The organism is Streptomyces chartreusis, from assembly GCF_008704715.1.
GTDB classification, from domain to species: Bacteria; Actinomycetota; Actinomycetes; order Streptomycetales; family Streptomycetaceae; genus Streptomyces; species Streptomyces chartreusis.
Map to the genome: position 1 here is coordinate 3,842,265 of NZ_CP023689.1, position 26,415 is coordinate 3,868,679.

Genomic DNA, 26,415 nt, shown 5'->3' on the forward strand with positions numbered 1-26,415 from the left:
CCTCCACACTCCACGGATACCACGCCACGGACAGAACCGTCGGTTGTGTTCACCTGTCGGGATCGCACACCCCCGGTGAACTCCCGGACGCCCGTCCGTCGGCCGCACTAGGGTGCGGCCCGTGACCGCCGAGTACCCCACGCACTCCGAGTACGCCGACTTCCTCGAGGCCACCCGTGTCTCGTACGACGCCATCGCCTCCGCCTACGCGGACCGTTTCTCCGACTGGCGGGCCGACAGCAGCCCGCTGGACAGGTCCCTCGTCAGCGCCTTTGCCGAGCTGGCCCGCGAGCACGCGCCGGCGCCCGTCGCCGATCTGGGCAGCGGGCCCGGCTCGGTGACCGCGCATCTGCATGCGCTGGGCACGCCGGTCTTCGGTGTGGATCTGTCGCCCCGGATGGTGGCGCTGGCCCGGCGCGCCCACCCCGAACTCCGGTTCCACGTGGGTTCGATGACCGCGCTGGACCTTCCGGACGAGACGCTGGGCGGGATCCTCGCGCTGTACTCGCTCATCCATGTCCCCGACGACCACCTGCCGGGGACGTTCGCCGAGTTCCACCGGGTCCTGCGGCCCGGTGCCCCGGTGCTGCTGGCGTTCCAGTCCGGCGCCTCCGAGGACCGGCTGCACCTGAGCGAGCGCTTCGGGCAGGAGATCGCGCTGGACTACCACTGGCGCACCCCGGACCACGTCATCGCACACCTGCTCGACGCGGGGCTGCGGCTGTACGCGCGTACCGTGCGGGAGCCGGACGGCGAGGAGAAGCGCCCGCGCGCCTTCCTCCTCGCCGAGAAGCCTCTTGCCGGAGGGCGCTGAGGCGCCCTCCGGCACGGTCTCAGACCGCGCTGACCGCCGACAGCCGGTGCACGTCCCGGGCCGTTCCCGTCACCCCGGACAGGAAGCCCTGGGCGCGGGGTGAGGCGTTCTCCGTCAGCCAGGCGGGGTCGATGTCGCAGACCGCGACGCGTACGTCCGTGCCGGACAGGGCCAGCGGCAGGGTGTGCACCACGGTCGACGGGAAGCTCAGGATCGTGCGGCCTATGGGGCCGCGCCGGGCGATCAGCTCCAGCGGGAGGTCCGGGCGCACGATCTCCAGGCCGGTCTCCACCGCCAGCCGGTGCAGCTTCTCCGCGCTCTCGCGGCGGTGGGCGAAGTAGCGGGTGGCACCGTGCGCCTTGGCCAGGGAGCGGACCGCCTCCAGGTAGCGGTCGCCGTCGACCACGCCGGTCTCGACGAGGGAGGTGCCGACCATGTCCGCGCCCTTGGTGATGCGGGGCGGCCCGAAGCGGTCGCGGGTCCAGGCGAAGGTGTTGGCGGTGACCGTCACGCCCTCGGGCGTCGCGTCCATCGGCATCGAGGAGAAGATCTCGACATGGCGGCGCTCGCTCGGGGTGAGGCGCTTGCGGGCGGCGGAGGAGACGGGCGCGAAGACCAGGTCGCGGGGGCCGGGCCGGCCGCCCTTGCGGTGCCAGCGCACCAGCCGCTCACCGCGGGCGAGCTGGGTGACGAACTCCATGGTCGCGGTGCCGTCGTCGACGACGACGAGGTCGCGGGCCTTGGTGATCGTCAGCAGGAGCTGTACGTAGCGGGAGAACGGGTCGCCGAGAACCACCCGGTCGGCCCTGCGGAGCAGGCCCGTGAGGCCGCCGATGGTGTGGAACGGCGCTGTCGCACCGCCCCGCGCCTCCTCCCAGCGCACCTCGTGCCCGTCCTCGCGCGCCAGTTCGGCCATCCGGCGCAGCTGGCCGCGGGTCATGGGGTCGATCGGGGAGAGGACGACGAGGGTGAGTCCCGCGCCGAGGGCGTGCTCGCGGGCGTGCGCCCACTCCAGCACGTTGAGGAGCTGTACCGGGCTCTCGACGAAGGCGAGAGTGTGGGGGCCGGTGTTCCCGGCTCGGGGGCTCATCGACGTACGACCTACCCGTCGTAAGGCGCTCATGCGGCGCTCGTATTCACTCGTGTGGACGGAGCACTGAGGGGCGCCGAGTCCGAGCGCCCGCTTCGGGGCACTCGGACTCGGTGCACTATTGGATCTCGGTGCGTTCGGGTCAGACCTGAACCGGCTCGCCTGCGGCCGCGGCGATCTCGGCCTCGGCGACCACACCGGCGACGCGGCGCAGCTTCTTCATCGGGCCGAGCTCGGAGTCGTAGACCTTCTTGACGCCGTCGCCGAGGGACTCCTCGATGGTGCGGATGTCGCGGACGAGGCGGGTCAGGCCCTGCGGCTCGACGGAGGCGGCCTGGTCCGAACCCCACATGGCGCGGTCCAGGGTGATGTGGCGCTCGACGAAGGTCGCCCCGAGCGCGACCGCGGCGAGGGTGGTCTGCAGACCCGTCTCGTGGCCGGAGTAGCCGATCGGGACGTTCGGGAACTCCTTCTCCAGCGTGTTGATGGCGCGGAGGTTCAGCTCCTCGGCCTTCGCCGGGTAGGTGGAGGTGGCGTGGCACATGAGGATGTTGTCCGAGCCGAGGACCTCGACCGCGTGGCGGATCTGCTTCGGCGTCGACATGCCGGTGGAGAGGATGACGGCGCGGCCGGTGGCGCGCAGGGCGCGCAGCAGCTCGTCGTCGGTGAGGGACGCGGAGGCGACCTTGTGGGCGGGGACGTCGAACTTCTCCAGGAAGGCGACGGCCTCGGTGTCCCACGGGGAGGCGAACCAGTCGATGCCCCGCTTCTTGCAGTGCTCGTCGATCTGGCGGTACTCGTCCTCACCGAACTCCACCCGGTGGCGGTAGTCGATGTAGGTCATCCGGCCCCAGGGGGTGTCGCGCTCGATGTCCCACTGGTCGCGCGGGGTGCAGATCTCCGGGGTGCGCTTCTGGAACTTGACGGCGTCACAGCCGGCCTCGGCGGCCACGTCGATGAGCTTGAAGGCGTTCTCCAGCTCACCGTTGTGGTTGATGCCGATCTCGCCGCAGATGTAGACCGGCTTGCCCGGGCCGACCTCACGGGAACCGAAGTTGCGCAGACGGGAGTAGGTGCTCATGGCAGAAGATGTCCTTACTTGGTGAGGGAATCGAGAGAGGGGCCGAGGATCCAGCTGGCGATCTCTCGGATTGCGCCGTCACCGCCGGGTGTGGCCGTGACCGCGCGTGCGGCGCCGCGCACGACGTCGTGGGCGCTCGCGACCGCCACGGGCCAGCCCACGAGGGCGAAGCACGGGAGGTCGTTGACGTCGTTGCCGACGTAGAGCACGCGCTCAGGCGCGATGCCCTGCTCCTCGCACCACTGCTTGAGGGCGAGGTCCTTCCGGTCGATGCCGTGCAGCACGGGAATCTGCAGCTTCCGTGCGCGGGCGGCGACGACCGGGTTCTGCTCCGTGGACAGGATCAGCATCTTCAGGCCGCTCTTGCGCAGGGCGGCGATGCCGAGGCCGTCTCCGCGGTGCACGGAGACGAACTCCTTTCCATCGGCATCGATCAGCACCCTGTCGTCCGTCTGGGTGCCGTCGAAGTCCAGTACGACCGCGTCGATGTCGTCCGTGGTCGGGAGGGCGCCGGGACGGTCCGCGTCGAACAGCGGCGCCAGCGCGCGGGCGCGGGCCAGGTCGTGCGGATCGTCGATCTCCAGCACCCGGGCGGGGTCGGTGCGCACGAGTTCGGTGCGGCCGAAGAAGCGGTGCTTGTGCTCGCGGAAGCCGCCGGCATTCATCGCGTAGGCGGCGCCGGTCTCCAGGAAGTCCTGGGGGCGGTCCTGGCGGCGGGGGCGGAAGGACTTGTCGTGGTTGACGCCGAAGCCGCCGCCGGCGGCCGCGCGTTCGGTCTCCGCGGGCTCGTCGTCGCCGTGGCGCCACACGAAGCCGTGGAAGGGCGCGACGGTCAGGGAGGTGTCGGCGCCGTTGGCGACGATGGCCTTGACCACGGCGTCGATGTCCTCGCGGACGATGAACGGGCTGGTGCACTGCACGAGGAGCACGACGTCCACGGGGGCGCCGTGCAGCGTCTCGTGGGCGTCCATGGCGTGCAGGACGGCGGCCTCGGAGGTGGCGGTGTCGCCGGCGATGGCGGCGGGGCGCAGCACGACCTCGGCGCCGGCCTGCCGGGCGGCGGCGGCGATGCCCTGGTCGTCGGTGGAGACGATGACGTCCGTCACGAGCCGCGAGGCCCGGCACTCGCGCACCGCACGCGCCACCAGCGGCACGCCGCCGACGGGCATCAGGTTCTTCGCGGGCACGCCCTTGGAGCCGCCGCGTGCGGGGATGACGGCGAGCACGCGGGGCACCGAAGTGCCTTGACCTGCTTCCGGGTTGGACATGGGCTCCACTCCTTGGGCTCTTTGCAAAGGCTTCGGGGCGCGTCCCGGCGCCCCGGTCGGATCGCTCACAGCTCCCCCATCCGCCGGATGACGGGCGCCACGCGCTGCACGCCGTGCCGGTAGGCGCCGCGTGCCGCCCGGCGCACTATCTGGCGGACGGGGCCGGGCTCCCGGTCGTGGGCGGGGGCGCCGGGCAGCGGGCTGCCGTCCGGGCCGAGGTGGTGGCGGGCGAGGATGCCGGGCAGATAGCCGGGCGCGGTGGCCGGCGTGTAGTACGGCGTGAGGGCGGGCAGTCCGCCGGGCCGCCCGAGCAGCTTGGCGATGCGCTCGCGGGCCGGGTCGAAGGCGGCGCCATAGGTACCGTCGGCGCAGACGCCCTGCCGGGACACCCATTCCTCGTCGGGCGTCGGCCGGTGTCCCTCGTCCAGCTGGTCCCAGGAGGCGAGGCAGCCGGATCCCACGAAGTGGTGGTTTCCGAGCACCTCGCGCACGCCGAGGTCGGTCAGGACGACGGTGGGGATACGGCGGTGCAGCGACTCCAGCGCGGCCGTGGAGCTGATGGTGACCATCAGGTCGGTGCGGTCGAGGACCTCGCCCATGTTGCCGTACACCAGTTTGAAGTTGGCCGGCGGTTCGAGCCGCTGGACGAGCTTCTGGTACGGCAGTTCCTCGATGTGCGTGGTGTGCTCGCCCGGCTTGGAGCGCAGCTTGAGCAGCACCTCGCGCTCGGGGTGCTTGCGGGCGTGCTGGATCAGGCGGTTCAGCAGGTACGTGCGGTCCTTGCGGTTGTCCGGCACGGAGGGCTGGGCCGCGAAGACGACCGTGTACGGGTCGTGCTCGCCGGTGTAGGGCTCCCCGCCGAGGAACGGCAGGGCGACCTCGGTCACCGAGGAGGCGTCGGCGCCGACTCCCTCGTACACCGCGCGGAAGCGCTCGGCGTCCTGGCGGGAGTTGGCGAGGACGAGGTCCGCGCCGTGCCGCAGCAGCAGGCCGTCGGCGAGCTTCTCGTAGACGACGCCGACGTAGCCGGTGACGACGACGGGTCGGTCGGAGCGGCCCTCCCACACCCGCTTCAGGCCGTGCAGCATGGCCTGTACGCCACCGCCGACGAGGGCGAGCACGAGGACGTCGTACTGCTCCTTCGCCATGGTGCGCAGGAACTCGACGGCGGTGACCTCGTTCAGGGAGTCGGCGTGCACGCCCACTTCCTGGAGTTGGCGGGCGGTGGGGGTGGCCCGGCCACGCAGGAGGTAGCCGTCCAGACGGATGTCCGAATCCTCCGGAGCGATACGGTTCGCGGTGAGCGCGCCCCATTTCCACCGGGTGTCGGAATCCGCGAGTACGGCCACTCGCCGGGTCTTCTTCGCACTTGCTGGCACGTCGTTGACGCTAGGAAGCGATTTCAAGGTTCTCACCAACCAGAATGCAACAAACGGTTAACAGCACATCGACTAACGACGAAGCGAGGCCTGAAGTCGTTGAAAAAAAGCCTGGTTCACTGCATCGCCACGTGTCGTTCACCTGACATCAAGCTGCGAGTAAAGACGGATGCCGGACCGACCCCTAACGTCCCTCACGTGGTCAAGCTCTCCGTCATCGTGCCGTTCTACAACGTGCAGCAATACGCGCCAGACACCCTGAAGAGCCTGCGTGCGAACACACGTGAGGACTTCGAGTTCATCCTCGTCGACGACTGCTCGACGGACGGGACACCCGACATCCTCGCGCGCGCCGAGCGCGAGCTGCCGGGCGCCGTGCTCGTCAGACACGAGCAGAACGGAGGGCTGGCCACCGCGCGGAACACCGGAATCGAAAAGGCGCGCGGCGAGTACCTGACGTTCCTGGACGGCGACGACTGGCTCGCTCCCGGCTACTTCCCGCAGCTGCTGTCCGCCATCCAGGAGTTGGGGTGCGACTTCGTACGCACCGACCATGTGCAGTCCACCGGGCGGGCGCGCAGCATCCACCGGGTGCCGCACGGCCGGCGCTGGACGGTGATGGACCCGCGCGAGGCGATCCTCCCCGCCGACCGCTCGACGTCCGTGGACTACGCGTACGCGTGGGCCGGGATCTACCACCGCCGGCTGGCCGACCGCGGAATCCTGCAGTTCACCCATGGGCTGCGCACCGCCGAGGACCGGCCGTGGATCTGGAAACTGCACCGGGAGGCGGAATCCTTCGCCGCGGTGGGACTGCTCGGTGTCTACTACCGGCGCGGAGTGGCGTCGTCTCTCACCCAGATCGGTGATGTTCGGCAGCTCGATTTCATTCGTGCGTTCGACCAGGTAATCGAGGAAACGGCGCGTGACCCGCAGGCAGATAAACTGCTTCCGAAAGCCGTGCGCACCTATTGCGCGATCATGGCTCATCATCTCGGACAAATCGAGAGGTTCGAACCCGCCGTGGCTCGAAAACTGCGCTCGATGAGCGCCGCCGCCCTGAAAAGAATGCCGCAGGACGTGCTCGCGGAGGTAATGGACTCGATGGACGCGCAGCGTGCGGCCCGGCTGCGGCGGGTGCGCCGCAGGGCGGTCGGGGCCCGGACGGTGGCCGCCTGATGCCTCGCACCACCCAGATCTTCTGCGCCTCGACCCTGTACGGCGCCGCCACGCTCGCCGCCGCCCTGGACGCCGGGCTCTTCGAACCGGCCGACCGCAGGCTGCTGCTGGTCACCAACAACGCGGTCAACCCCGAGATCACCCCGTCCGTCGACACGATGCCGGGCTTCGACCGGCTGCGCGGCCGCTTCGACGAGGTGCTGTCCTGGAACGAGACCATCTCCCCGTTCCACCCGAGCGGTTGGTCCCCCCGCGCGGACGACATCCCCATGTGGGAGCGATACGTACGGCTGCTGTGGAACCTCGGTGACGACGAGATCCAGCTGGCCGTGGAGTCCGTCCAGGTCAATCCGGCGCTCGCGCTGTGCCAGCTGTTCACCGGCGCTCCCGTCGATGTCTACGCGGACGGCCTCATAAGCTATGGCCCCACGCGCGACAAGATCGACCCGCTGGTCGGCACCCGGATCGGCCGGCTGCTGCACCTCGATCTCGTCCCGGGCCTCACCCCGCTGCTGCTCACCGAGTTCGGCGTCCCGTCCGAACTGGTGCCGTCCGAGGTGTTCCTGAAGGTGCTCGGCGAGCTCTCCGAGGCGGAGACCGCGCTGCCCTCGCCGTCCGGGGGCGAACAGCCGGCGCTGCTGCTCGGCCAGTACCTCTCCGCGCTCGGCATCCTCACCGACGCCGAGGAGGAGGACCTGCATCTGAAGATGGTGCGCGGCGCCGTCGCGCTCGGGCACCGCAGGCTGGTGTTCAAGCCGCACCCGGTCGCCCCGGCCCGCTGGTCGAAGCTCCTGGAGGACGAGGCGGAGAAACTGGGCGCCGAACTCACCCTGCTGGACCGTCCCGTGCTCGCCGAGGTCGCCTTCCAGCGGCTGCGGCCCGCGCTCGTCGTCGGCTGCTTCTCCACCGCGCTGTTCACCGCCGCCGGTCTGTACAACCTGCCGGTCGCGCGGGTCGGCACCGATGCCGTGCTGGCCCGGCTCACGCCGTACCAGAACAGCAACCGCGTGCCGCTGACCATCGTCGACGCGGTGCTGCCCGACATCGCGGACGCCTCCGCGGTGAGCGGCTGGACGATGCCCTCGCGGGAGCGGGTGGACGAACTGGCCGCGCTGCTGGGGGCGGTCGGCTTCGCGATGCAGCCGAAGATCTACCCGGGGCTGCGCGGCGCGGCGGAGGCCTATCTCTCCAAGCATCTGAACCCGCACACCTGGCGCTACTTCAAGCGCAAGCGCCTGACCGCGCTGGCCCTGCCCGGGGCCGTGCCGGCCCAGCTCTCCTTCATCCCGCGCAACGCCACCGTGCGCCGACTGGCGCGGCGGGCCCGTGCGCTGAAGCAGGTGGCCGGCCGGAAGTAACCCACCCGGGGTGGTCGTTCATCCGTGTGACACCTTTGCGCTCCCTGAGCGTCAGCCGTCACTCACCTTTCACCCGTCCGAGGGACATAGCGTTCGGTCGTCGTATGAAATGGCACCGTCCATCACGTACGACTGAACGCACCTCGAGACTCCCAGGAGAAGGGCCCCAGGATGAGCGCGGCTGACCAGGCCACGGCACCGCCGGTGCCGGCGGCACCCCGGCTGAACGAGGTCCTGGCCGAGCGGCCTCCCGTCCGGCCCAAGCGCGAGAACCGGCTGCGTGCCCTGGACGGTCTGCGGCTGATGGCCGCGCTGATGGTGTGCATGTATCACTTCACCGGCAAGAACGGCGAGGTCGCCAACTCCTGGCACCAGTCCCCCGGGGAGATGTTCCCGACGCTGTCGCACCTGTCCACGTACGGCAGCCTGGGCGTGCAGTTCTTCTTCGTCATCAGCGGGTTCGTGATCTGCATGAGCAGCTGGGGCCGCACCCTCGGCGACTTCTTCCGCTCCCGGATCTCCCGCCTCTACCCGGCGTACTGGGTAGCCATCGTCATGGTGACCGGCGCCGCGGTGCTGCTGCCGGTCGTCGTCCACCCGGTCAGGCCGGACGAGTTCCTGGTCAACCTCACGATGATGCAGCAGCCGCTGGGCGTGCCGCGGGTCCTGGGCGTGTGCTGGACGCTGTGGGTGGAGCTGAAGTTCTACGTGCTCTTCGCCGTGTTCGTGATCTGGAAGGGCGTCACCTACAAGCGGGTCGTCACCTTCTGCATCCTGTGGACGCTGGCCGGCGCGTTCGCCCGGGTCGCCGACAACCCACTCACCGACGAGCTGGTGATGCGCGACCACGCGCCGTTCTTCATCGGCGGGCTCGCGCTGTACCTGATCCACCGGTTCGGCAGCGACCTGCTGCTGTGGGGGATCGTCGGCATGTCATTCCTGCTGGGCCAGCGCTACTCCGTCATGGCGCTGTGGCACCCGGGCGCGCAGGGCGAGTTCCACCGCGATCCGCTGGTCATCCAGGCGATCGTGTTCTGTGCGTTCGCCGCGGTCGCGGTGGTGGCGATGGGCTGGACGCGCTGGGCCAACTGGAACTGGCTGACGCTGGCGGGGGCGCTGACGTACCCCTTCTATCTGATCCACGAGCACCTGGGCTGGTTCTTCATCCGGGTGCTGCACCGGGGGCTCGGCCTCGGCTCGTACACGACGCTCGCGCTGTCCGTGCTGAGTCTGCTGACGCTGGCCTATCTGATGCACCGGTTCGTGGAGAAGCCGTTCGGGCCCCGGCTGAAGCGGGCGCTGCCCGCGGTTCGGCTGCGTTAGGCCGAGTTCCGCCGCGGGTCGGTGGGGGCTGGTCGCGCAGTTCCCCGCGCCCCTGGTGGTGGGGGCGCTCCGCGCCTCCCACCACCCACACATACGCCCTCTGCTACTTCCGCGTCGTCTGTCGCAGCTGGCGTACCGCTCTGCGGACCGCCGGGTGTCTGCGCAGGGCCTCCGCGCGGACCGGGCTGCCGCCGGGCAGGCGCAGGCTGGTGAGGCGGCGGCGCTTGAAGTAGTGCTGGTAGCGCGCCAGGTTGACGCCGAGCCAGGCGGTGACCTCGTCGCGTACGGCGTGGTGCTTGCGGGACTGCATGCAGTAGCCGACGCTGCGCACCAGCGGGGCCAGGTCCTCGGCCATGCCGGCGAGTTCGAGCGGCGAGCCGATTTCGGCGTTCTCCGCGTCGGGCAGGGCCGCGTCGATGATGGTCAGCGGTATGCGGTTGCTGTTCTCGTACGGCGTGATGCGTTCGAGGAGCATGTCCGTGCCGACCCGGGCGACCGGGATGCCGTAGAAGGCGGCCGCGGTCATCAGCGCGGTCGAGAAGCAGCCGATGACGAGCTTCGGCTTCAGGAAGGCGAAGACGGTCTCGGCGAGGACGGGCTCGTTGAGCACCGTGAGGTTGACGCCGAGTTCCGCGGCGACCGCCTCCAGGGACTCGTTGAAGACGGCCGGCGCGCTCGGGTGCGGCTTGAACAGCACGTCCTGGTGACCGGCCCGGGCGGCGGCGCGCAGCATGCGGATGTGCAGCTGCTCCTCCTCGTCCTGGCTGATCAGCTCGATGGCCGAAAGGTACTGACCGAGCAGGACCGCGGTGGGCGGGTTGTCGGCCGGGAGGCGCTCGGCGAGGATGCCGGCGCCGGACTCGCCGATCTGCGCGAGGACGTCGACGATGGCCTCGTTCGGGACGGCCTCGGGGTCGACGCCGTACTCGGACAGCAGCATGGGCGTCAGACCGGGCACCAGGTCCAGGTGCAGGACGCGCTTGATGCGGCTGCTCATGCCGTGCGGGATGCGGTTGCGGGTGGGGCCGTAGCTCATCAGGCCGTCCGCGTACACATGGATGGGGCTGTCCGCGAAGATGTCCGCGACCGCTCGGGAGGGGTTGGCCTGGATCGACTCACAGGCGATCTCGACGGGTTCGTCGCCCAGGTTCCAGGCGAGGCGTACGGCCTTCTCCCACAGCAGGGTGTCCTGGCCGCGGGGCGACCAGCCGGCCGGGTGGTGCGGGGAGATGAACTCGTTCCAGGAGCGCACCTCGTCGAACTCGGGGCGCAGCTTCTCGAAGCCGGCCATCCGGTCCAGCGGGGTGCCGACCTCGGGGATCGCGGCGGTGTTGCTGACGACGAGGATGCGGCGGACGCCCTCGCGCGGGCCGAACTGACCGGCCCGTATGGCGGCGGTCACGGTCGCGGCCGCGTACTGCGTGGCCGAGAAGAAGATCTGGATCATGCCGCCACTCCCTTCATGCCGCCCCGTATCCGGCGCAACATGTACACGCGCTCCTCGCCCATCCCGACGAGCGCTTCCTCCAGCTCGTCCTCCGACATCCTGCCCAGCGCCTCGGCGGCCATCTGCTTCAGCCTGGCGGCGATGCTGCGTTCGAATCGGCCGCGGCTGAGCAGCTGGTGGGCGATGACGACGCAGTAGTTGCGCAGCGCCTTCTTGCGCAGCCTGCTCACCTCGGGGTCGTCGGCGAGTTCGGCGAGGACCAGGTCGAAGGAGCGGAAGAAGTCCAGCTGGCGGACGTCACCGATCTGGGTGAGCGAACTGGCCACGCCCCGGCGGTAGAAGACGCCGCGCAGGCTGGCGACGGCGTAGGAGTCGGCCCTGCGGTGCAGGTCCCAGATCCAGGGGCGGTCCTCGGCGGTCTTCAGTCCGTCGTGGAAGCGCAGCATGCCCTTGTCGAGGAGGCGGCGGTGGTAGACGCCGGCCCACGCGTAGGGGTAGTCGACCATGGTGGTGTCGTCGACGGGGAGGATCGAGGTGCGCGGGTCGAGCGCGACGTGCCGGCGGCCCTCGGGGGCCCGGTGCACGGTCCGTTCGATTCCGGTGACCTGAACGTGGTCGGTGCGTACGAAATCGACGTCGAGGCGCTCGATGGCGTCCGTCAGATCCGCGAGGTAGCCCGGGGCCAGCCAGTCGTCGCCGTCGAGGAAGGTGATGTAGCGGGCTTCCGAGGCGTCGATGCCGGTGTTGCGCGCGGTGGCCAGTCCGCCGTTCTTCTCGTGCCGTATCACCCTGCTGTTCTTCAGTCTCTTCGTCAGCGTCAGCAGCGCTTCGTACGTCTTGTCCTTGGTGGACCGGTCCTCGACGAAGATGAACTCGAAGTCGTCCCGTTCGTTGTTGACCAGGCTGGTCACCGTCTCGGGTACGTACGACTCGATGTTGTAGCAGGGGACGATCACGGACAGTGTAGGGGGGTTGGTCACGCGTACACCTGGGCTCTCTCCGGGACGGATCCCTGCGACCGTAGGAGACGTTCGACGCCGGACATTGTCCCCTCGGCGGCCATCAGGTGAACGAAAAGTAACGGCCCGCCCTCCTTTTTCGAGAATCAACCACGCGGCGCCGTACACACGTCCCCATACGCACGCTCACCCGACCCCGTACCGCACCTCGATCCCGGCGATCACCAGGGCCAGACCCTCCTCGAAGTGCCGTTCGTAGTCGGCGAAGATCTCCGCCCCCGCCTGGGCCGACAACGGGAAGTCGGCCATCAGGCGGGCGCGTTCGTCTATGTCGTAGCCCTCCCGGCGCTCCCCCGGCAGCGGCTCGACGCCCTGTTCCTCGGTGACGAACCCGAGGGTGTAGACGTACGTCGTCGAGGTCGCCCGGACCGCGTGGGGCAGCGGGAAGCCCGCGGCCGTGAAGACGCGCAGGGTGTCCTCCATCTGCTCGGCGTGCACCATGCCCGTGAAGCGTGAGCCGCTGAAGACCTTGGCCCCGTCGCGGTAGCCGAGCAGCGCCGCGCGCAGCCCGCGGTTGGACTTGAGCAGCCGCTCCTGCCAGGTGTCGCCGGGATCGAGGGGCGTGCCGGCGACCATCCGGCGGTACATCTCGGTGGCCATCTCGTCGAGCAGCGCCTGTTTGTCCTTGAAGTGCCAGTACAGGGCCGGCGCCTTGACGTCCAGCTCCTTGGCGATGGCGCGCAGGGTCAGACCGTCCAGGCCGACCTCGTTCAGCAGCGCGAGGGCGGTGTCCGCGACGCGTCTGCGGTCGAGGGGCGCTCGTCGTTCCGTAGTCACGCTTGACAGCTTAACGCCGTTAAGGGCACTCTCGAGGTCGACGGCACTTAACAATGTTAAGGGGGAATGGCATGAACATCGACGTTATGTCCACGGACGTACTGATCGTGGGCGCGGGCCCGACCGGGCTCGCCCTGGGCATCGACCTCGCCCGGCGCGGCGTGGACGCGCTGGTCGTGGAGCGGGCCGGGGAACTGTTCCCGGGCTCGCGCGGCAAGGGGATCCAGCCCCGCACGATGGAGGTCTTCGACGACCTGGGCGTGCTCGACGCGATCCACGCGGCGGGCGGCGGCTACCCGGTCGGGATGATCTGGCAGGACGGACAGCGGGTGGGCGAGCACCGGATGTTCGACCCCGTCGAGGCCACCGAGGACTCCCCGTACGACGAGCCGTGGATGGTTCCCCAGTGGCGGACGCAGCGGATCCTCTTCGACCGGCTGGAAGAGCTGGGCGGCAGGGTCGCCTTCGGACTGGAGGCGACGGGGATCGAGCAGGACGCGAACGGGGTGACGGTCCGCCTGAGCGCCCATGGCGAATCGAGCGACGGTTCGGCATCGCTCCGAAGGGGCGCGGGGAACTGCGCGACAAGCCACGACGGACCCGCAGCCGGCAACCGGCCTCTCGCGGCACTACCGGCGGTGCTCCGCGCCCGCTATGTCGTCGCCGCCGACGGCGGCCGGTCGGCCGTGCGGCGGGCCCTGGGCATCGGCATGACCGGCGAGACGGTCGATCCGAACCCGACGCTGGTGGCGGACGCCAGGATCTCCGGCCTCGACCGCGACAACTGGCACATCTTCCCGCCCCGCGGCGAGGGCGACGGCTTCCTGGCCATCTGCCCGCTCGCGGGCACCGAGGACTTCCAGGTCACGGCACAGTTCCCGGAGGGCTCGTCGGTCGACCTCTCCCTGGAGGGCGTGCGCAAGGTCGTCGCCGCGCGCTCGCATCTGGCGCCAAAGGACGTGACCGAGGTGCGCTGGGCCTCGGACTTCCGGCCGCGGGCGGCGCTCGCGGACCGGTTCCGCGACGGGCGCGTGTTCCTCGCAGGCGACGCCGCGCACATCCACTCACCGGCCGGCGGGCAGGGGCTCAACACCAGCGTGCAGGACGCCTACAACCTGGGGTGGAAACTGGGCGCGGTCCTGCGGGACGGGGTGGACGAGGCCCTGCTGGAGACGTACGAGGAGGAGCGGCGCCCCGTCGCGGCGGACATGCTCGGGCTGTCGACGAGCGTGCACCGGGGCGAGGTCCGGCGCGGGGTGGCCACGCGCCAGCTGGGCCTCGGGTACCGGGAGTCGAGCCTGACGGCGGAGACCCGGCAGGCCCCGGCGGCACTGCGGGCGGGCGACCGCGCGCCCGACGGCACGCTGGGCGGCGTACGGCTCTTCGACGCCTTCCGGGGTCCGCACTGGACGCTGCTGGCGGTCGGAGTGGAGGCGCCGGAGCTGCCCGGCCCGGTCGGTGTGGTCCGCGGCCCGGCGCAGGAGTCGTACGGGACGGGCCTGTTCCTGGTGCGGCCGGACGGCTATGTGGGCTGGGCCGGCGACACGGCCGACGGACTGCCCCGGTACCTGGCGCGCGCCGGCCTGTAGTCAGGAACTGGCGAGGGACAGCTTCACCGCGAACCCGAGGAACAGGGCGCCCGCCGCCGAGGTCGCCCCCGCCGACAGCCGCTTGCGCCGCCGGAACGCACTGGCCAGCCTGGTGCCGCTGAATATCAGCGCGGTGAGATACAGGAAGCTCGCGGCCTGGGCGAAGGCCCCGAGGACGACGAAGGACAGCGCCGGGTAGGCGTATCCGGGGTCGACGAACTGCACGAAGAAGGCGACGAAGAACAGGATCGCCTTGGGGTTGAGGAGACTGACCACGAAGGCGCGGCGGAAGGGCCGCTCGTGGGTGGCGGTGTCGGTGGTCTCCTCGACGGCCTTCTCCCGCCGGGTCCGCCACATCGCCCAGGCGGCCCGCATCATCCCGATCGCCAGCCAGGTCAGATAGCCGGCCCCGGCGTACTTCACGATCCCGAACAGCACGGCGTTCGCCTGGAGCAGCGAGGCGACTCCGGCGGCGGACAGGGTCATCAGCACGGTGTCCCCGCACCACACTCCGGCGGCGGCGGTGTACCCGGACCGGACGCCGCGGCGGGCGGCGACGGACAGCACGTAGAGCGAGTTGGGGCCGGGCAGCAGGACGATCAGGACAAGACCGGCCAGATAGGTGGGGAGATCGATGACACCGAACATGGGATGGAGTGTCGCACGAGGCTCCGACATTCCGTCCCGGCGTCTCACGTCAGAAGACGTCCGAGGGGACGTACGTCCCCCACACCTCCCGCAGCGCGTTGCACACCTCGCCCACGGTGGCCCTGGCCCGTAGCGCCTCCTTCATCGGGTACAGGACGTTGTCCTCGCCCTCGGCGGCCTTCTTCAGGGCGGTCAGGGCCGCGTCCACCGCCTGCTTCTCGCGCCCGGCGCGGAGGTTCGCCAGGCGCTCGGCCTGCCGGGCCTCGATCGCGGGGTCGACGCGGAGGGGCTCGTAGGGCTCCTCCGCGTCGATCTGGAAGCGGTTGACGCCGACGACGACCCGTTCACCGGAGTCCGTCTCCTGGGCGATCCGGTAGGCGCTGCGCTCGATCTCGTTCTTCTGGAAGCCCTGCTCGATGGCCGCGACCGCGCCGCCCAGGTCCTCGACCCGCCGCATCAGATCGACGGCCGCCCCCTCCACGTCGTCCGTCATCCGCTCGATCACGTAGGAGCCGGCGAACGGGTCGACGGTCGCCGTCACGTCCGTCTCGTGGGCCAGCACCTGCTGGGTGCGCAGGGCGAGGCGGGCCGACTTGTCCGTGGGCAGCGCGATGGCCTCGTCGAACGAGTTCGTGTGCAGGGACTGGGTGCCGCCGAGGACCGCCGCGAGGCCCTGCACCGCGACCCGCACGAGGTTCACCTCCGGCTGCTGTGCCGTCAGCTGCACGCCGGCCGTCTGCGTGTGGAAGCGCAGCATCAGCGACTTCGGGTCCCGCGCGCCGAACTCGTCGCGCATCACCCGCGCCCAGATACGGCGGGCCGCCCGGAACTTGGCGACCTCCTCCAGGATCGTCGTACGGGCCACGAAGAAGAACGACAGCCGCGGCGCGAAGTCGTCGACGTCCATGCCGGCCGCGACCGCCGTGCGGACGTACTCGATGCCGTCGGCGAGCGTGAAGGCGATCTCCTGCGCCGGGCTCGCCCCGGCCTCGGCCATGTGGTAGCCGGAGATCGAGATCGTGTTCCACTTCGGGATCTCGGCCCGGCAGTACTTGAAGATGTCGGCGATCAGCCTGAGGGACGGCTTCGGCGGGAAGATGTACGTGCCGCGGGCGATGTACTCCTTCAGCACGTCGTTCTGGATCGTGCCCGTGAGCCGGTCCGCCGTGACGCCCTGCTCCTCGGCGACCAGTTGGTACAGCAGGAGCAGCAGCGCGGCCGGCGCGTTGATCGTCATCGACGTCGACACCTTGTCCAGCGGGATCCCGCCGAACAGCACCCGCATGTCGTCGACCGAGTCGATGGCCACGCCCACCTTGCCGACCTCGCCGTGCGCGATCGGGGCGTCGGAGTCGTGGCCCATCTGGGTGGGCAGGTCGAAGGCGACCGACAGGCCCATCGTGCCGTGCGCGATCAGGTCGCGGTAGCGGGCGTTGGACTCCGTCGCCGTGCCGAAGCCGGCGTACTGGCGCATCGTCCAGGGGCGGCCGGTGTACATCGTGGGGTACACGCCTCGGGTGTAGGGGTACCCGCCCGGCTCGCCCAGCTTCTCGGCCGGGTCCCAGCCGGTCAGCGCGTCCGGCCCGTAGACCGGCTCGATGGGCAGTCCCGACTCCGACTCGCGCGCCATGGTGTGCCTCCGCGTTGCAGTGCCTGTTGCCGGCCAGTACACCCCGACAGGACCGGTCACCTCGGTGTCCCACTCCGTCTCCCACCATGCCGCGTAGTTCGCGACGGGTCACGCGAGGGGAACATCTCAGGGGACGTCGAGCGGCCGGTCGGGGGGTCGCGTTGAGACACAGGGGGGCGGGATGCGTATCAGGGGCATGGCGAGGATGCGTATCGGGGATACGGGGAAGGTGCGTACCAGAGGTAAGGGCAGATCCACCGCGGTGCTCGCCGCGGGCGCCACGCTCACCGTGCTCTGCGGCTGCACCGTGCAGGCCTCCGACGGTGAACGGCACTCGCCTGTCCACATAGAGGTCCCGAGCGGTGCGCCGTCGGCGAAGTCGGCGCCGCCCGACGACAAGCCGCCGTCGGCGCCGGCCGCTGCTGCGCCCGTCGTGCTGTGGCAGTCGGGCGACACCGGCCGCGACGTACGTGAACTCCAGGCGCGGCTGCGGCAGGTGGCCTGGCTCTTCGACGGGCCGACCGGGATCTACGACGACCTCACCGAGCGGGCGGTCAAGGGCTTCCAGGGCAAGCGCGGGCTGCCCGAGACGGGCAGGACCGACCAGGCCACCTGGGACCGGCTGCTGAAGATGACGCGCGAACCCGGCACGTGGGACCTGTATCTGATGGGCGGTCAGCCGGCCGACGCGCCGGACGCGCGGTGTCTGACCGGCCGGGTGCTGTGCATCAGCAAGACGAGCCGGACCCTGCGCTGGATGGTCGACGGGCGCACGGTCGTGGAGGTGCCGGTGCGGTTCGGCTCGCAGTACACGCCGACGCGGGAGGGCGAGTTCACCGTCTACTGGAAGTCACGCAACCATGTGTCGACGCTCTACGACTCCTCCATGCCGTACGCGATGTTCTTCAGCGGCGGCCAGGCGGTGCACTACTCGTCCGACTTCGCGGCCCGGGGTTACGCCGGGGCGTCGCACGGCTGTGTCAACGTGAGTGACGAGCGGGCCATCGCGCAGATGTTCGCCGAGGTGCGGAACGGCGACAAGGTCGTCGTCCACTGGTGAGGCGCTGGGCGCGGGAGTGGATGTGGGGCGCGGGCGGGACCGGGGGAACGTGTCCCGCCCGCGCCGATGCACGAGCCGCAGGTACGGGGGGAACCCCGGCTCTGTGCTAGGCCGATGACCAGTCGGCTCACTCAGTTCAGCGCCGTGGCGGCCGAAAACGTCACTCCTGCGCCGAAGAATTTTCCGGGAATCACAAAACCGCAGGTCAGAGGCTTGCGGCAGGAAGGGCCGCGGCGTACGCCCTGGTCACGGTCGAGGCGGCACGTGAAGCGCTGTCCGTCAGGCGGTCGTCGCGGTGGCCGAGGGAGCGGTCCTCGTCGTCACCCCGGTCCCTGCCATGACCGTTGCCTTTGCCGTTGCCCCTGCCCTTCCCGTGGCCCTTGCCTCTGTCCTTGTCCTGGTCGTCGTCGCCCTTGCCGTGGCCCTTGTCGTCGCCCTCGTCCTCGTCGCCGTCGCGCTGGGAGCGGGTGCTCTCGCCGGCGCCGGCGAGGACGCTCTTGCAGTACTTCCAGACATGGGCGGAACTGCCCGCCGCGCCCTCCAGGGTGCGGCGGCGGTCCACGGGCAGCGGCCGGCCGTCGCGTACGTCACGGCAGTAGGAAGTGACGGCCTTCCACCAGCCGCCGTGCCTGTTCTTCCCGTCCTGCGAGGCGGAGTCGTGATCCCCGGCGGGCGGGCCGCCGGGTTCGACCGTGTCCTCGGGAGAGCCGGAGGAAGAGGGAGGCGCGGAGCCGCCGTCGGGCGTGGGCTCCTCCTCGTTCCCGGTCGGCGGGGAGGGCGAGATGAGCGGGTTCTCCGTGGGTACGGGCGCGGAGACCGTGGCGGCCGGGCGGGCCGGTTCGTTCCGGTCGAACGGCGTCGGCAGGACTCCGGTTCCGGCCGCGACCCCGATTCCGCCGACCATGCCGACGGCCAGCGCGGCGGCGAGACCGAGCCGCACGGGACGCGCCCAGCGGGGGCGGCGGGCCGCGCGGGCAGGCCTGCCGAGCCGGACGAGCCCGACGTCAGCGGCCTCGGGCGCGGTTCTTCCGGGGCCGTCGCCGACGGTGGCGGAGGTGTTGTCGCGGCCCTCGCGCGCGGCGCGGAACGCGGCCAACGCGGCGGCCTCTCCGGGGAGTTCGGCGCTGGTCAGCGGGGGTTCGGCGGTCAGGGCCTCAAGCGTCTTGGCGAGGCGTTCTGCCTGGTCGCGATCGGCCGCGTCGACAGCTTCGAGTGACTCTCCGCGCAGCAATCGCTCCGCAGTTTCGCGGTCCAGCCACCTGTACTGCTCGTCGGCCATCACACATCCTTCTGCGTCCGCGAGCGCATATGCGTCACACTCGCGGACGTCACCGCACGGCCGCGCGGTTCTCGCTGGGGAGGCAGGGCGTCGAGCACCCCGGCTGATTCCGGATCGTCGCCGAGCAGCTCCGCGAGCCGCTTCAGGCCACGGTGCGCGGCGGTCCGTACGGCACCCGGGCGCTTGCCGAGCGTCTCCGCGGCCGTCTTGGCGTCGAGCCCCACGACCACGCGCAGGACGACCGCCTCGGCCTGGTCCTGCGGCAGCCGCGAGATGAGGGAGAGGGTGCCGTCGGTGGCCAGGGCCTCCATGGCCTCGCCCGCGGTGTCGGACTCGGCGGCCTTCCCGGTCAGTTCCGTCTCGTCGCCGCCTATCGCGGGGCGGCGGCCGCGCATGCGTATGTGGTCGAGCGCGCGGTTGCGGGCTATCCGGGCCGCCCAGCCGCGGAAGCGGTCCGCGTCCCCGCTGAACCGCTCCAGGTCACGCGCTATCTGCAACCACGCCTCCGAGGCGACGTCCTCGGCGTCCGGGTCACCGACCAGCGTTCGGACGTATCCGAGCAGCCGCGGGTGCACCGAGCGGTACACAGTCCGGAACGCGGTCTCGTCCCCGTCCTGTGCCGCAAGCACCGCGGCGGTCAGCTCCGCGTCGTCCCCCAGCACTGGCTGCACCTCTTCGCGCCTAAACCGATGCCGCTCTCGCGGACCGGGTCCCCGCCGTCGTGGTCTCTCGATCGTGGTCGCGGCATCAAGGGCCGCTGGTCGTTGCGGTGGTCTGTTCTCGTCCGCCGTCGGCGCGAAAGGCACGTTACGGCCTGAAACCGCTGCCCGTCCATGTCCGTACAACATGCAACTACCCGGGAATCCGTGTTCCGCCGGTCCGGGTGTGACAGAAAACGCAGTCATGGCGCTGTAGAAGGTACGGGCCGCCGCGCGGCCCGTGCCGCGCGACGGCCGGGGCCTCTCCTGTGGGGGGTGGCGGCCCCGGCCGTTGCCTCGGTACGTATCCGGGGTCGTCTCAGGGGTCGTCGAATCGGCTCATGCGGCCGTCCGCATTCACATCGGACCGGAGCCCGGCCGCGGCCAGGAGCCCGGAATCCAGAATCCAGAGCCCCGGGCCGGCAGTGGCTCGCGGAGTCAGTCCTTCTTCTCGGCGGTCCTGCCGGAGTTGCCGTTCCCGCTCTCGCCACGACTCTGTCCGTTGCCGGTGGCGGGGCCCGTCCCGGTATTGCCGGCCGGATCGGTCGCCTTCCCCGCCGGCTCGGTGGACTTCTCCGCCGGCTCGGTGGACTTCTCCGCCGGCCCGGTGGACTTCCCGTTCGGCCCGTTCTTCGCCGCCGCCAGTTGCTCGGCGCAGTAGGCGGCCACCTTGTCCGCGCCGCCCGCCGCGGTGACGAGCCGCTGCCAGGCCGTGGAGTCCAGGGCCTTGCCGTTGTCCTTGCCCTGGTCGTAGGCGCGGCACTTGGCCTCGGTGTCCTGGGCTGTGACCGGGTGGTCGGGCTTCGCGGAGCCGGCGCCGGACGCCGCGGACGGCTGGGCACCCGGCCGGTCGGAGGCACTGCTGGACCGGGTGGGGGCGCCGTGGTCGTCGGCGGCGTCGTCCGAGAACCCGGCCGTGCCGATCGCGGCGAACGCCGCCCCGCCGAGGGTGAGGCTCGCCACGAACACGGAAAGCGTGGTCTTCACCGAGAACGCCGGCCACCGCTGCTCGCGCGGCCGCCAGTCGTCGCGGCGCCGGGTGCGGGCCCGGTGCACGCCCGCGTCCCGGGCCGCCCGGAAAGCGGCAACGGCCCGCTGCTCACCGTCGGCGTCCAGTCGGTGCCCGCGCAGCACGGCGGCGGACAGGAGTGCTTCGAGGGCCGTGTCGTCGAACGCCAGGTCCGTGGCGGAGGCGGGTCCTGAGCCATGACGGGGGCCGTGGCCGGGGCCATGACCCGAGCCGTGTCCGGGAGCGATGGCACCAGGGTGCGCACGCCGACGGCCGGGAGCCCCACCGCCGTTCTGCTGTTCACCCATGTCCGTTTTCCGTCCCTGTCCGACTCAACTCGATCGGCCCGCGGGAGTGCGCGTCGCACACGTCCCGTCCGGCCCATATGGCTCTTCGGCCCATGCAGTCGCGATGACCCATGTGGCCTACGTAATCAATGTGACAGCTGTGACTTACGAGTCCGTAGAGCCTGTACGTACGTCAGGCCCCGTACGACTCACGCGCCCGTTCGTCGACCGGTCAGCGACGGTTGTCCGGCAGGACAGTGACCCTGCCGCCGTCGTCGCCCTCACTGTTCATTTCGATTCCCCCAGCGTCCGGGGGCCGTCATCCGTCACACCTTGGACGCCCAGCTGCTTGGCCAGACGCTTCAATCCCCGGTACGCCGCCGTGCGGACCGCCCCCGGGCGCTTGCCCAGAACGCGTGCCGCGGACGGTGCGTCGAGGCCGACGACCACCCGCAGCAGCACCGCCTCGGCCTGGTCCCGCGGCAGCCCGCCGACCAGTTCCAGGGCGGCTTCCGTGGACATCGACTCCAGTGCCTGGTCGTGCGTGCTGTGCGGACCGGGCAGCTCCAGTACGTCCTGCTCCAGAGCCGACGACCGGGGTCGTACCTTCTGCCGGCGCAGATGGTCCAGCGCCCGGTGCCGGGCGATGGTCGCGGTCCAGCCACGGAACCCGGCCCCGTCGCCCTTGAACCGCCCGAGGTCCCGGGCGATCTCCAGCCAGGCGTCGGACGCCACGTCCTCCGCGTCGTCCCCGACCAGCCCGCGCAGGTACCCGAGCAGAGCGGGCTGCACGTATCGGTACGCGACCGCGAACGCGGCCTCGTCGCCTTCCTGGGCCCGCGCGACGGCCGCGCCCAATTCCCCGTCGTGCGCGCGCACGCGGCGGGGTTCCCCTCCCTGGCCCAAGAACTGTCCTCGTCCGTACCGGTTCGTGGCGGATCCACACCTCGCGGCGTGGCCACCCTTGCCCACGTCCCTCCACGCACAACAGCGCCTGATCTCACAGAAGTGTCACAGGGGCCGTCCGGGAGCGGCCGGTCTACAACCCTTGCGAGCCGTCGCGAGTCAGAGACGCCGTGATGAGGCAAGGGCCTTCGCACAGCCGTGCCACAGAAATGGCATACGATGCGGCGCGCCCCCCCATAAAGATCACTTAAGAGGATGTACACGTCATGGCAATCGCTGCCCCTTATCGTTCTCTTCGCGGCATATCTGCCGTGGTTGCCTTGCTCGCGATCGGTGCCGTGGGGTGCTCGGACGTCTCCGACGCCGTGGACAGCGCCACGGACGGCGCCAAGAAGGTGGCCCGCCAGCGCTCGGTGTACTCGCTGGACGTCGGGGACTGCTACAACCCGAACAGCAAGGGCGAGGGCACCGCCTACACCGTCGAGATCGTGCCGTGCGCCGAGGCCCACGAGGGCCAGGTCGCCGGTGAGTTCTCGATCACCGAGGAGAAGGCGTACCCCGGCGACGAGGCGATCTCGGCGATCGCCGACAAGCGGTGCCCGGTCGAGGCGGGCAAGTTCGCCCCGGACACCTGGGCGCTCCCCAAGGGCGTCGCGATCTTCTACTACACCCCGACCAAGGAGAGCTGGGCGACGGGCGACCGCGCCGTCAGCTGCACCTACACCAAGGAGTCGGGCAGCTACACGGGCGAGCTGAACCCCGACGTCAAGTCGCTGAAGCCGGAGCAGACGACGTACCTGACGGGTTCGAACGGCGTCTACGACGCGCTGTGGGCGACCCAGCCCGAGAAGGACACCGTCGAGGACGACCTGCCCGGTTACAAGGCGCAGGCCAAGGCCGTCGCCGAGGCCCTGGACACGCACCTCAAGGGCCTGAAGGACATCGACGGCGCCGAGGTCGGCAAGCTGCGCGACCAGCTGACGAAGACGGCCGCCTCCTGGCGGAAGGCCGCGAACGCGGGCGACGCCGACGCGTTCTACATCGCCTACGACTCCGCCTTCACCGGCATCGACCCGGGCAAGACGGTCGCCGCCCGCAAGGAGCTGGGTCTGGCCACCACCGTGCCGGCCGACGACGCCGAGGTCTGGGCGGGCTGACACGCCTGACGCAGCGGGGCCGGGTCCGTCAAGGGCCCGGCCCCGCTTGCCTGTTGGCGACGAATGACGTCCCAGGTACGGAACTCGCCCGCGAGTGACAGATCTTGACCCCTGTGCGCTGGCTGTATGTGCCATCTGTGTGACAGGTGATGCAGCCGTGACCATTTACTAGGGGTGGGACAGTTGAGTCCTCGCAGGACCCATGCGTACAAACCGCTCAGTCTCAAGAGACGTGCGTGGCTGACGGTGGGAGCCGTCGCGCTGAGCGGTGCCGGCATCGTGACGTACGCCATCGCGGACCCGTCAGCGCCGGCCGACGCCAAGCCGAAGCACCGCGCACCGGCCGTCCACACGCTCAAGCTCAAGGACCGCGGCTCGGGCCGCAAGGGTCTGGCCGAGCAGGACACCGACCGCTTCAGCGCGGTCGTGCTGACCTGGACCGACCCCGGGGCCAGGGCCAATGGCACGCCCGAGGTGCGCACCCGGGACATCGAGACCGGCAAGTGGTCCCGCTGGCAGAAGATCGCCGCCGAGCCGGGCCAGGCGGACGGCGAGGAGGGCGCGCGGGCCGCCCTGCGCGGCGGCACCGAGTCGGTGTGGACCGGCGACTCCGACGGCGTCGAGGTACGGCTCGTGAGCGCGGACGGCACCGAGGCGGCGGGCCAGCCCGCCGGGATGGACGTCAAGCTGCTCGACCCGGGCTCCGACCCCGAGGGCGGGATCCGGCCGGCCGCCTTCGCCGCGGAGGAGACCACCGCGCCGGCGACGGACGCCCCCGTCCCGACGGACCCCGCCACCCCCACCGAGACCGCGGCACCGACCGGAACGGCGCCGTCCACGGACTCCCCGACGCCCACGGAGGAGCCGACGGCGACCGGGACGCCCACCGACTCCGCGTCCCCGACGGCCTCCCCCTCCCCCACGGTCCCGGCGCCCCGGCCCTCGACGGTCGTCAAGCCGCCGGTCATCACCCAGGCCGAGTGGGGCGCGTCCACGGACTACGACGGCACCCCGGAGTACGGCACGGAGATCAAGGCCGCCGTCGTCCACCACACCGGCGTCAACAGCGACAACACCCTGTCCTGCGGCGAGTCCAGGGCCCGGATGCGCACGATCCAGCAGGAGCACTTCGCCCGCGGGTACTTCGACATCGGCTACAACTTCGTCGTCGACAAGTGCGGCCAGATCTTCGAAGGCCGCAGCGGCGGCATGGACCTGCCGGTGCGCGGCGCGCATGACGTCGGGTTCAACACCGACACGGTCGGCATCTCCTACATCGGCAACTTCGAGTCGGCCAGGCCCAGCCGCGCCGGGCTGGACGCCATCGCGCGGATCGTGGCCTGGAAGTTCGGCATGTACGGCATCGACCCGACCGGCAAGGTCACCCTGACGTCCGGCATGGACCAGGGCGTCGACGGCAACAAGATCCCGATGGGACAGTCGGTCACCCTGCCCCGCGTCTTCGGCCACCGGGACACCAACGCCACGGCCTGCCCCGGCGCGAACCTCTACCCCAAGCTCACCCGGATCGCCCAGACCGCGAAGACGCCGGGCATCTCGCACGCCCTCGCCACCTCGGACTTCAACCGTGACGGCATCGACGACCTGGTCGCCGGCACGCCCCGCGCGCTGAGCAACGGCGGCACCCTCACCGTCGTCCCGGGCGGCCTCGACGGCCCGGTCGCCGCCGCCAGGCGGACCCTCACCCAGAACAGCACCGGTGTCCCCGGCTCCCACGAGTCCGGCGACAGCTTCGGCGCCGCGACCGCGTGGGGCGACGTCAACGGCGACGGCTACGCCGACCTCGCGATCGGCGCGCCCGGCGAGGACGACACCAGCGGCCACGCGGACCGGGGCCAGGTCGTCGTCATGTACGGCCCGGCGCTGAACACCGGCTTCTCGTACACCACGTCCGGCAGTGTCACCGCGACCGGCGCCAAGCTCGGCTCGACGGTCGCCGTCGGCGACTTCAACGGCGACGGCAAGGCGGACGTGTTCGCGGCCGGCACCGGCAGGGGCGGCAACTGGAACGCTCGGCTGACCGGCGGCGCGACCGCCTCGGGCACGCTCACCACGGCCACCGGCGCGGTCGCCTACCTGGACGCGGCGACCGGCGACTTCAACCGGGACGGCTACGCCGATGTCGCCCTCAACTACCGCGACACGGGCGGCATCGGCCGCGTGGTCCGCTTCGCAGGCTCGGCGACCGGTCTGACCAAGGCCGGCGTGCTCTCCGTCAAGGGCGGCCGCGCCATCGCCGCGGGCGACGTCAACGACAACGGCTACGACGACATCGTCATCGGCCAGCCCGTCGCGTCGGAGTCCGGCGGCCTCTCGGGCGGCCAGATCACCATGGTCCCGGGCTCGTCGACGGGCTTCACCACGACCGGAATGACGACGATCCACCAGGACACCGCGAACGTCGCGGGCGGCAACGAGTCCGGCGACCTGCTCGGCGCCTCCGTCTCGGTCGGCGACTACAACGCCGACGGATTCGCCGACGCCCTGGCCGGCGTCCCCGGCGAGGACTTCCCGCGGGGCGGCGTGAACCAGTCGAACGCCGGTGACGTGCTGCTGGCCAAGGGCACCGCGACCGGCCTGACCGGCACCGGCTCGATCCGCGTCTCGCAGGACACCACCGGCGTCCCCGGATCGGCGGAGACCGGCGACCTGCTCGGCTCGGCCGTCTCACTGGCGGACCTGTCGGGCTACGGCCGCGCGGACCTGACGCTCGGCGCCGAGGGCGAGGACGGCACGGACGGCATCGTGATGTACCTCCCGAGCAACAGCACGGGCCTCGGCTACACCCAGGCGGTCATCCACAGCAAGACCGCCCTGGGCACCCCGACGGACGCCCACCTGGGCCAGACGCTGACGCCGTAGCGGCACCGGAGACAGCCGACCCGGCCGGGACCCCGCCCATCCACGGGGTCCCGGCCGGGTCGAGTCCGGGTGCGGACGCCTACGACAGCGTGGCGTCCCGGCACAGCAGCCGCAGCGACCCGTCGCCGGCGAAACACCGCCGCGCCTCCTCGATCGGGTCCCACATCCGCCCGTCGGCCGTACGGATCCAGTGGTCGCCGCCACTCACCCACCACTCGGCGCCGGCCTGACGGGCGATCACCTCACCGGCGTACGCGCCGAATCCGCGCAGCGTGTTCTCCACGGCGCCGTACGGCGTGCCCTCGCGGCGCAGGCTCTCGATCATCCGGTCGACCCGCCACAGGCTCTGCTCCGAGTAGTCGAGCCGCAGCCGTGCTCCCTCGCGCATCGTCGCCACCGCGTCCGCCGCCCACCGCACCGGCTTGGTCGCGGCTGCGGGCCTGGTCTCCGCTTGAGTCGTCACATCCTGGAGAGCGTGTGCGACCTGCGATTCGTCACCCGGATCCGCGGAGTTCCCCGGACCGGCGCAGGACC

General features: G+C 70.8%; 22 protein-coding genes. 8 read left to right on the forward strand and 14 right to left on the reverse strand.

From position 1 onward, the window contains the following. The first annotated feature begins 121 nt into the window (after positions 1-121). Positions 122-814 carry a class I SAM-dependent methyltransferase gene (locus CP983_RS16270; protein WP_150500114.1) on the forward strand — a complete coding sequence of 231 codons (693 nt, stop codon included), beginning with the start codon at positions 122-124 and terminating at the stop codon, positions 812-814. A 19-nt stretch (positions 815-833) separates the two neighbouring features. Here CP983_RS16270 and CP983_RS16275 read toward each other — a convergent pair whose 3' ends face one another. The 4 genes from CP983_RS16275 to CP983_RS16290 form a co-directional block, all read right to left on the reverse strand. Beyond that, on the reverse strand, positions 834-1,904 hold the full coding sequence (locus CP983_RS16275; RefSeq protein WP_107903791.1) for a hypothetical protein: 1,071 nt from the start codon (positions 1,902-1,904) through the stop codon (positions 834-836). Positions 1,905-2,046: 142 nt separating this feature from the next. After that, positions 2,047-2,985: an N-acetylneuraminate synthase family protein gene (locus CP983_RS16280; protein WP_030967084.1), complete on the reverse strand. Its 939-nt coding sequence runs from the start codon at positions 2,983-2,985 to the stop codon at positions 2,047-2,049. Between the two features lie 14 nt (positions 2,986-2,999). After that, positions 3,000-4,253, reverse strand: a complete 1,254-nt coding sequence (locus tag CP983_RS16285) for an N-acylneuraminate cytidylyltransferase (RefSeq protein WP_150500115.1) — start codon at positions 4,251-4,253, stop codon at positions 3,000-3,002. 65 nt (positions 4,254-4,318) lie between these two features. Continuing rightward, on the reverse strand, positions 4,319-5,632 hold the full coding sequence (locus CP983_RS16290; protein ID WP_150500117.1) for a DUF6716 putative glycosyltransferase: 1,314 nt from the start codon (positions 5,630-5,632) through the stop codon (positions 4,319-4,321). A 198-nt stretch (positions 5,633-5,830) separates the two neighbouring features. On the opposite strand from CP983_RS16290, the gene CP983_RS16295 reads away from it, so the two are divergent. The 3 genes from CP983_RS16295 (at position 5,831) to CP983_RS16305 (ending at position 9,492) form a co-directional block, all read left to right on the forward strand. Next, the gene (locus CP983_RS16295) at positions 5,831-6,811 is read left to right on the forward strand and encodes a glycosyltransferase family 2 protein (protein WP_107903797.1); all 981 of its coding nucleotides are present in this window, start codon (positions 5,831-5,833) and stop codon (positions 6,809-6,811) included. Beyond that, on the forward strand, positions 6,811-8,169 hold the full coding sequence (locus tag CP983_RS16300; protein WP_125525033.1) for an alpha-2,8-polysialyltransferase family protein: 1,359 nt from the start codon (positions 6,811-6,813) through the stop codon (positions 8,167-8,169). The genes CP983_RS16295 and CP983_RS16300 overlap by 1 nt, the downstream gene beginning before the upstream one ends. Positions 8,170-8,340: 171 nt before the next feature. Then, the gene (locus CP983_RS16305) at positions 8,341-9,492 is read left to right on the forward strand and encodes an acyltransferase family protein (protein ID WP_189748948.1); all 1,152 of its coding nucleotides are present in this window, start codon (positions 8,341-8,343) and stop codon (positions 9,490-9,492) included. A gap of 103 nt (positions 9,493-9,595) precedes the next feature. Here CP983_RS16305 and CP983_RS16310 read toward each other — a convergent pair whose 3' ends face one another. The 3 genes from CP983_RS16310 to CP983_RS16320 all read right to left on the reverse strand — a co-directional run bounded on the left by CP983_RS16310 (position 9,596) and on the right by CP983_RS16320 (position 12,735). Continuing rightward, a complete protein-coding gene (locus tag CP983_RS16310) occupies positions 9,596-10,939 on the reverse strand; it encodes an alpha-2,8-polysialyltransferase family protein (protein ID WP_150500119.1) in 1,344 nt (447 codons plus the stop codon). Continuing rightward, a complete protein-coding gene (locus CP983_RS16315; protein ID WP_107903802.1) occupies positions 10,936-11,919 on the reverse strand; it encodes a glycosyltransferase family 2 protein in 984 nt (327 codons plus the stop codon). Before CP983_RS16315 ends, CP983_RS16310 begins: the two co-directional genes overlap by 4 nt. A 165-nt stretch (positions 11,920-12,084) precedes the next feature. Continuing rightward, complete coding sequence (locus tag CP983_RS16320) at positions 12,085-12,735, reverse strand: TetR/AcrR family transcriptional regulator (RefSeq protein WP_107903804.1); 651 nt, start codon at positions 12,733-12,735, stop codon at positions 12,085-12,087. Between the two features lie 86 nt (positions 12,736-12,821). On the opposite strand from CP983_RS16320, the gene CP983_RS16325 reads away from it, so the two are divergent. Beyond that, positions 12,822-14,324, forward strand: coding sequence for an FAD-dependent oxidoreductase (locus tag CP983_RS16325; RefSeq protein ID WP_150506635.1), 1,503 nt, complete (start codon positions 12,822-12,824; stop codon positions 14,322-14,324). Here the strand turns inward: CP983_RS16325 and leuE are convergent, their stop codons facing one another. Continuing rightward, positions 14,325-14,972, reverse strand: coding sequence for a leucine efflux protein LeuE (gene leuE, locus CP983_RS16330; protein ID WP_125525030.1), 648 nt, complete (start codon positions 14,970-14,972; stop codon positions 14,325-14,327). A 49-nt stretch (positions 14,973-15,021) separates the two neighbouring features. Further along, positions 15,022-16,602: an acyl-CoA mutase large subunit family protein gene (locus tag CP983_RS16335; RefSeq protein WP_150500121.1), complete on the reverse strand. Its 1,581-nt coding sequence runs from the start codon at positions 16,600-16,602 to the stop codon at positions 15,022-15,024. 205 nt (positions 16,603-16,807) lie between these two features. On the opposite strand from CP983_RS16335, the gene CP983_RS16340 reads away from it, so the two are divergent. Then, on the forward strand, positions 16,808-17,662 hold the full coding sequence (locus CP983_RS16340) for a L,D-transpeptidase family protein (RefSeq protein WP_107905247.1): 855 nt from the start codon (positions 16,808-16,810) through the stop codon (positions 17,660-17,662). Positions 17,663-17,867: 205 nt separating this feature from the next. Here CP983_RS16340 and CP983_RS16345 read toward each other — a convergent pair whose 3' ends face one another. From CP983_RS16345 to CP983_RS16360, 4 genes are all read right to left on the reverse strand, one after another. After that, a complete protein-coding gene (locus tag CP983_RS16345; RefSeq protein ID WP_189748950.1) occupies positions 17,868-18,941 on the reverse strand; it encodes a hypothetical protein in 1,074 nt (357 codons plus the stop codon). Then, on the reverse strand, positions 18,941-19,603 hold the full coding sequence (locus CP983_RS16350; protein WP_030961517.1) for an RNA polymerase sigma factor: 663 nt from the start codon (positions 19,601-19,603) through the stop codon (positions 18,941-18,943). The genes CP983_RS16345 and CP983_RS16350 overlap by 1 nt, the downstream gene beginning before the upstream one ends. A 474-nt stretch (positions 19,604-20,077) precedes the next feature. After that, on the reverse strand, positions 20,078-20,956 hold the full coding sequence (locus CP983_RS16355; protein WP_150500123.1) for a hypothetical protein: 879 nt from the start codon (positions 20,954-20,956) through the stop codon (positions 20,078-20,080). A gap of 267 nt (positions 20,957-21,223) precedes the next feature. Continuing rightward, positions 21,224-21,841 carry an RNA polymerase sigma factor gene (locus CP983_RS16360; protein WP_150500125.1) on the reverse strand — a complete coding sequence of 206 codons (618 nt, stop codon included), beginning with the start codon at positions 21,839-21,841 and terminating at the stop codon, positions 21,224-21,226. 266 nt (positions 21,842-22,107) lie between these two features. Between CP983_RS16360 and CP983_RS16365 the strand changes: the two genes are divergently transcribed. Both CP983_RS16365 and CP983_RS16370 read left to right on the forward strand, forming a co-directional pair. Further along, positions 22,108-22,998, forward strand: a complete 891-nt coding sequence (locus CP983_RS16365; protein WP_125525026.1) for a septum formation family protein — start codon at positions 22,108-22,110, stop codon at positions 22,996-22,998. Between the two features lie 279 nt (positions 22,999-23,277). Then, positions 23,278-25,881, forward strand: a complete 2,604-nt coding sequence (locus CP983_RS16370; protein ID WP_229914923.1) for an N-acetylmuramoyl-L-alanine amidase — start codon at positions 23,278-23,280, stop codon at positions 25,879-25,881. Between the two features lie 79 nt (positions 25,882-25,960). On the opposite strand, the gene CP983_RS16375 is transcribed toward CP983_RS16370, so the two are convergent. Next, positions 25,961-26,344, reverse strand: a complete 384-nt coding sequence (locus CP983_RS16375) for a hypothetical protein (RefSeq protein WP_150500129.1) — start codon at positions 26,342-26,344, stop codon at positions 25,961-25,963. Positions 26,345-26,415 lie beyond the last annotated feature (71 nt).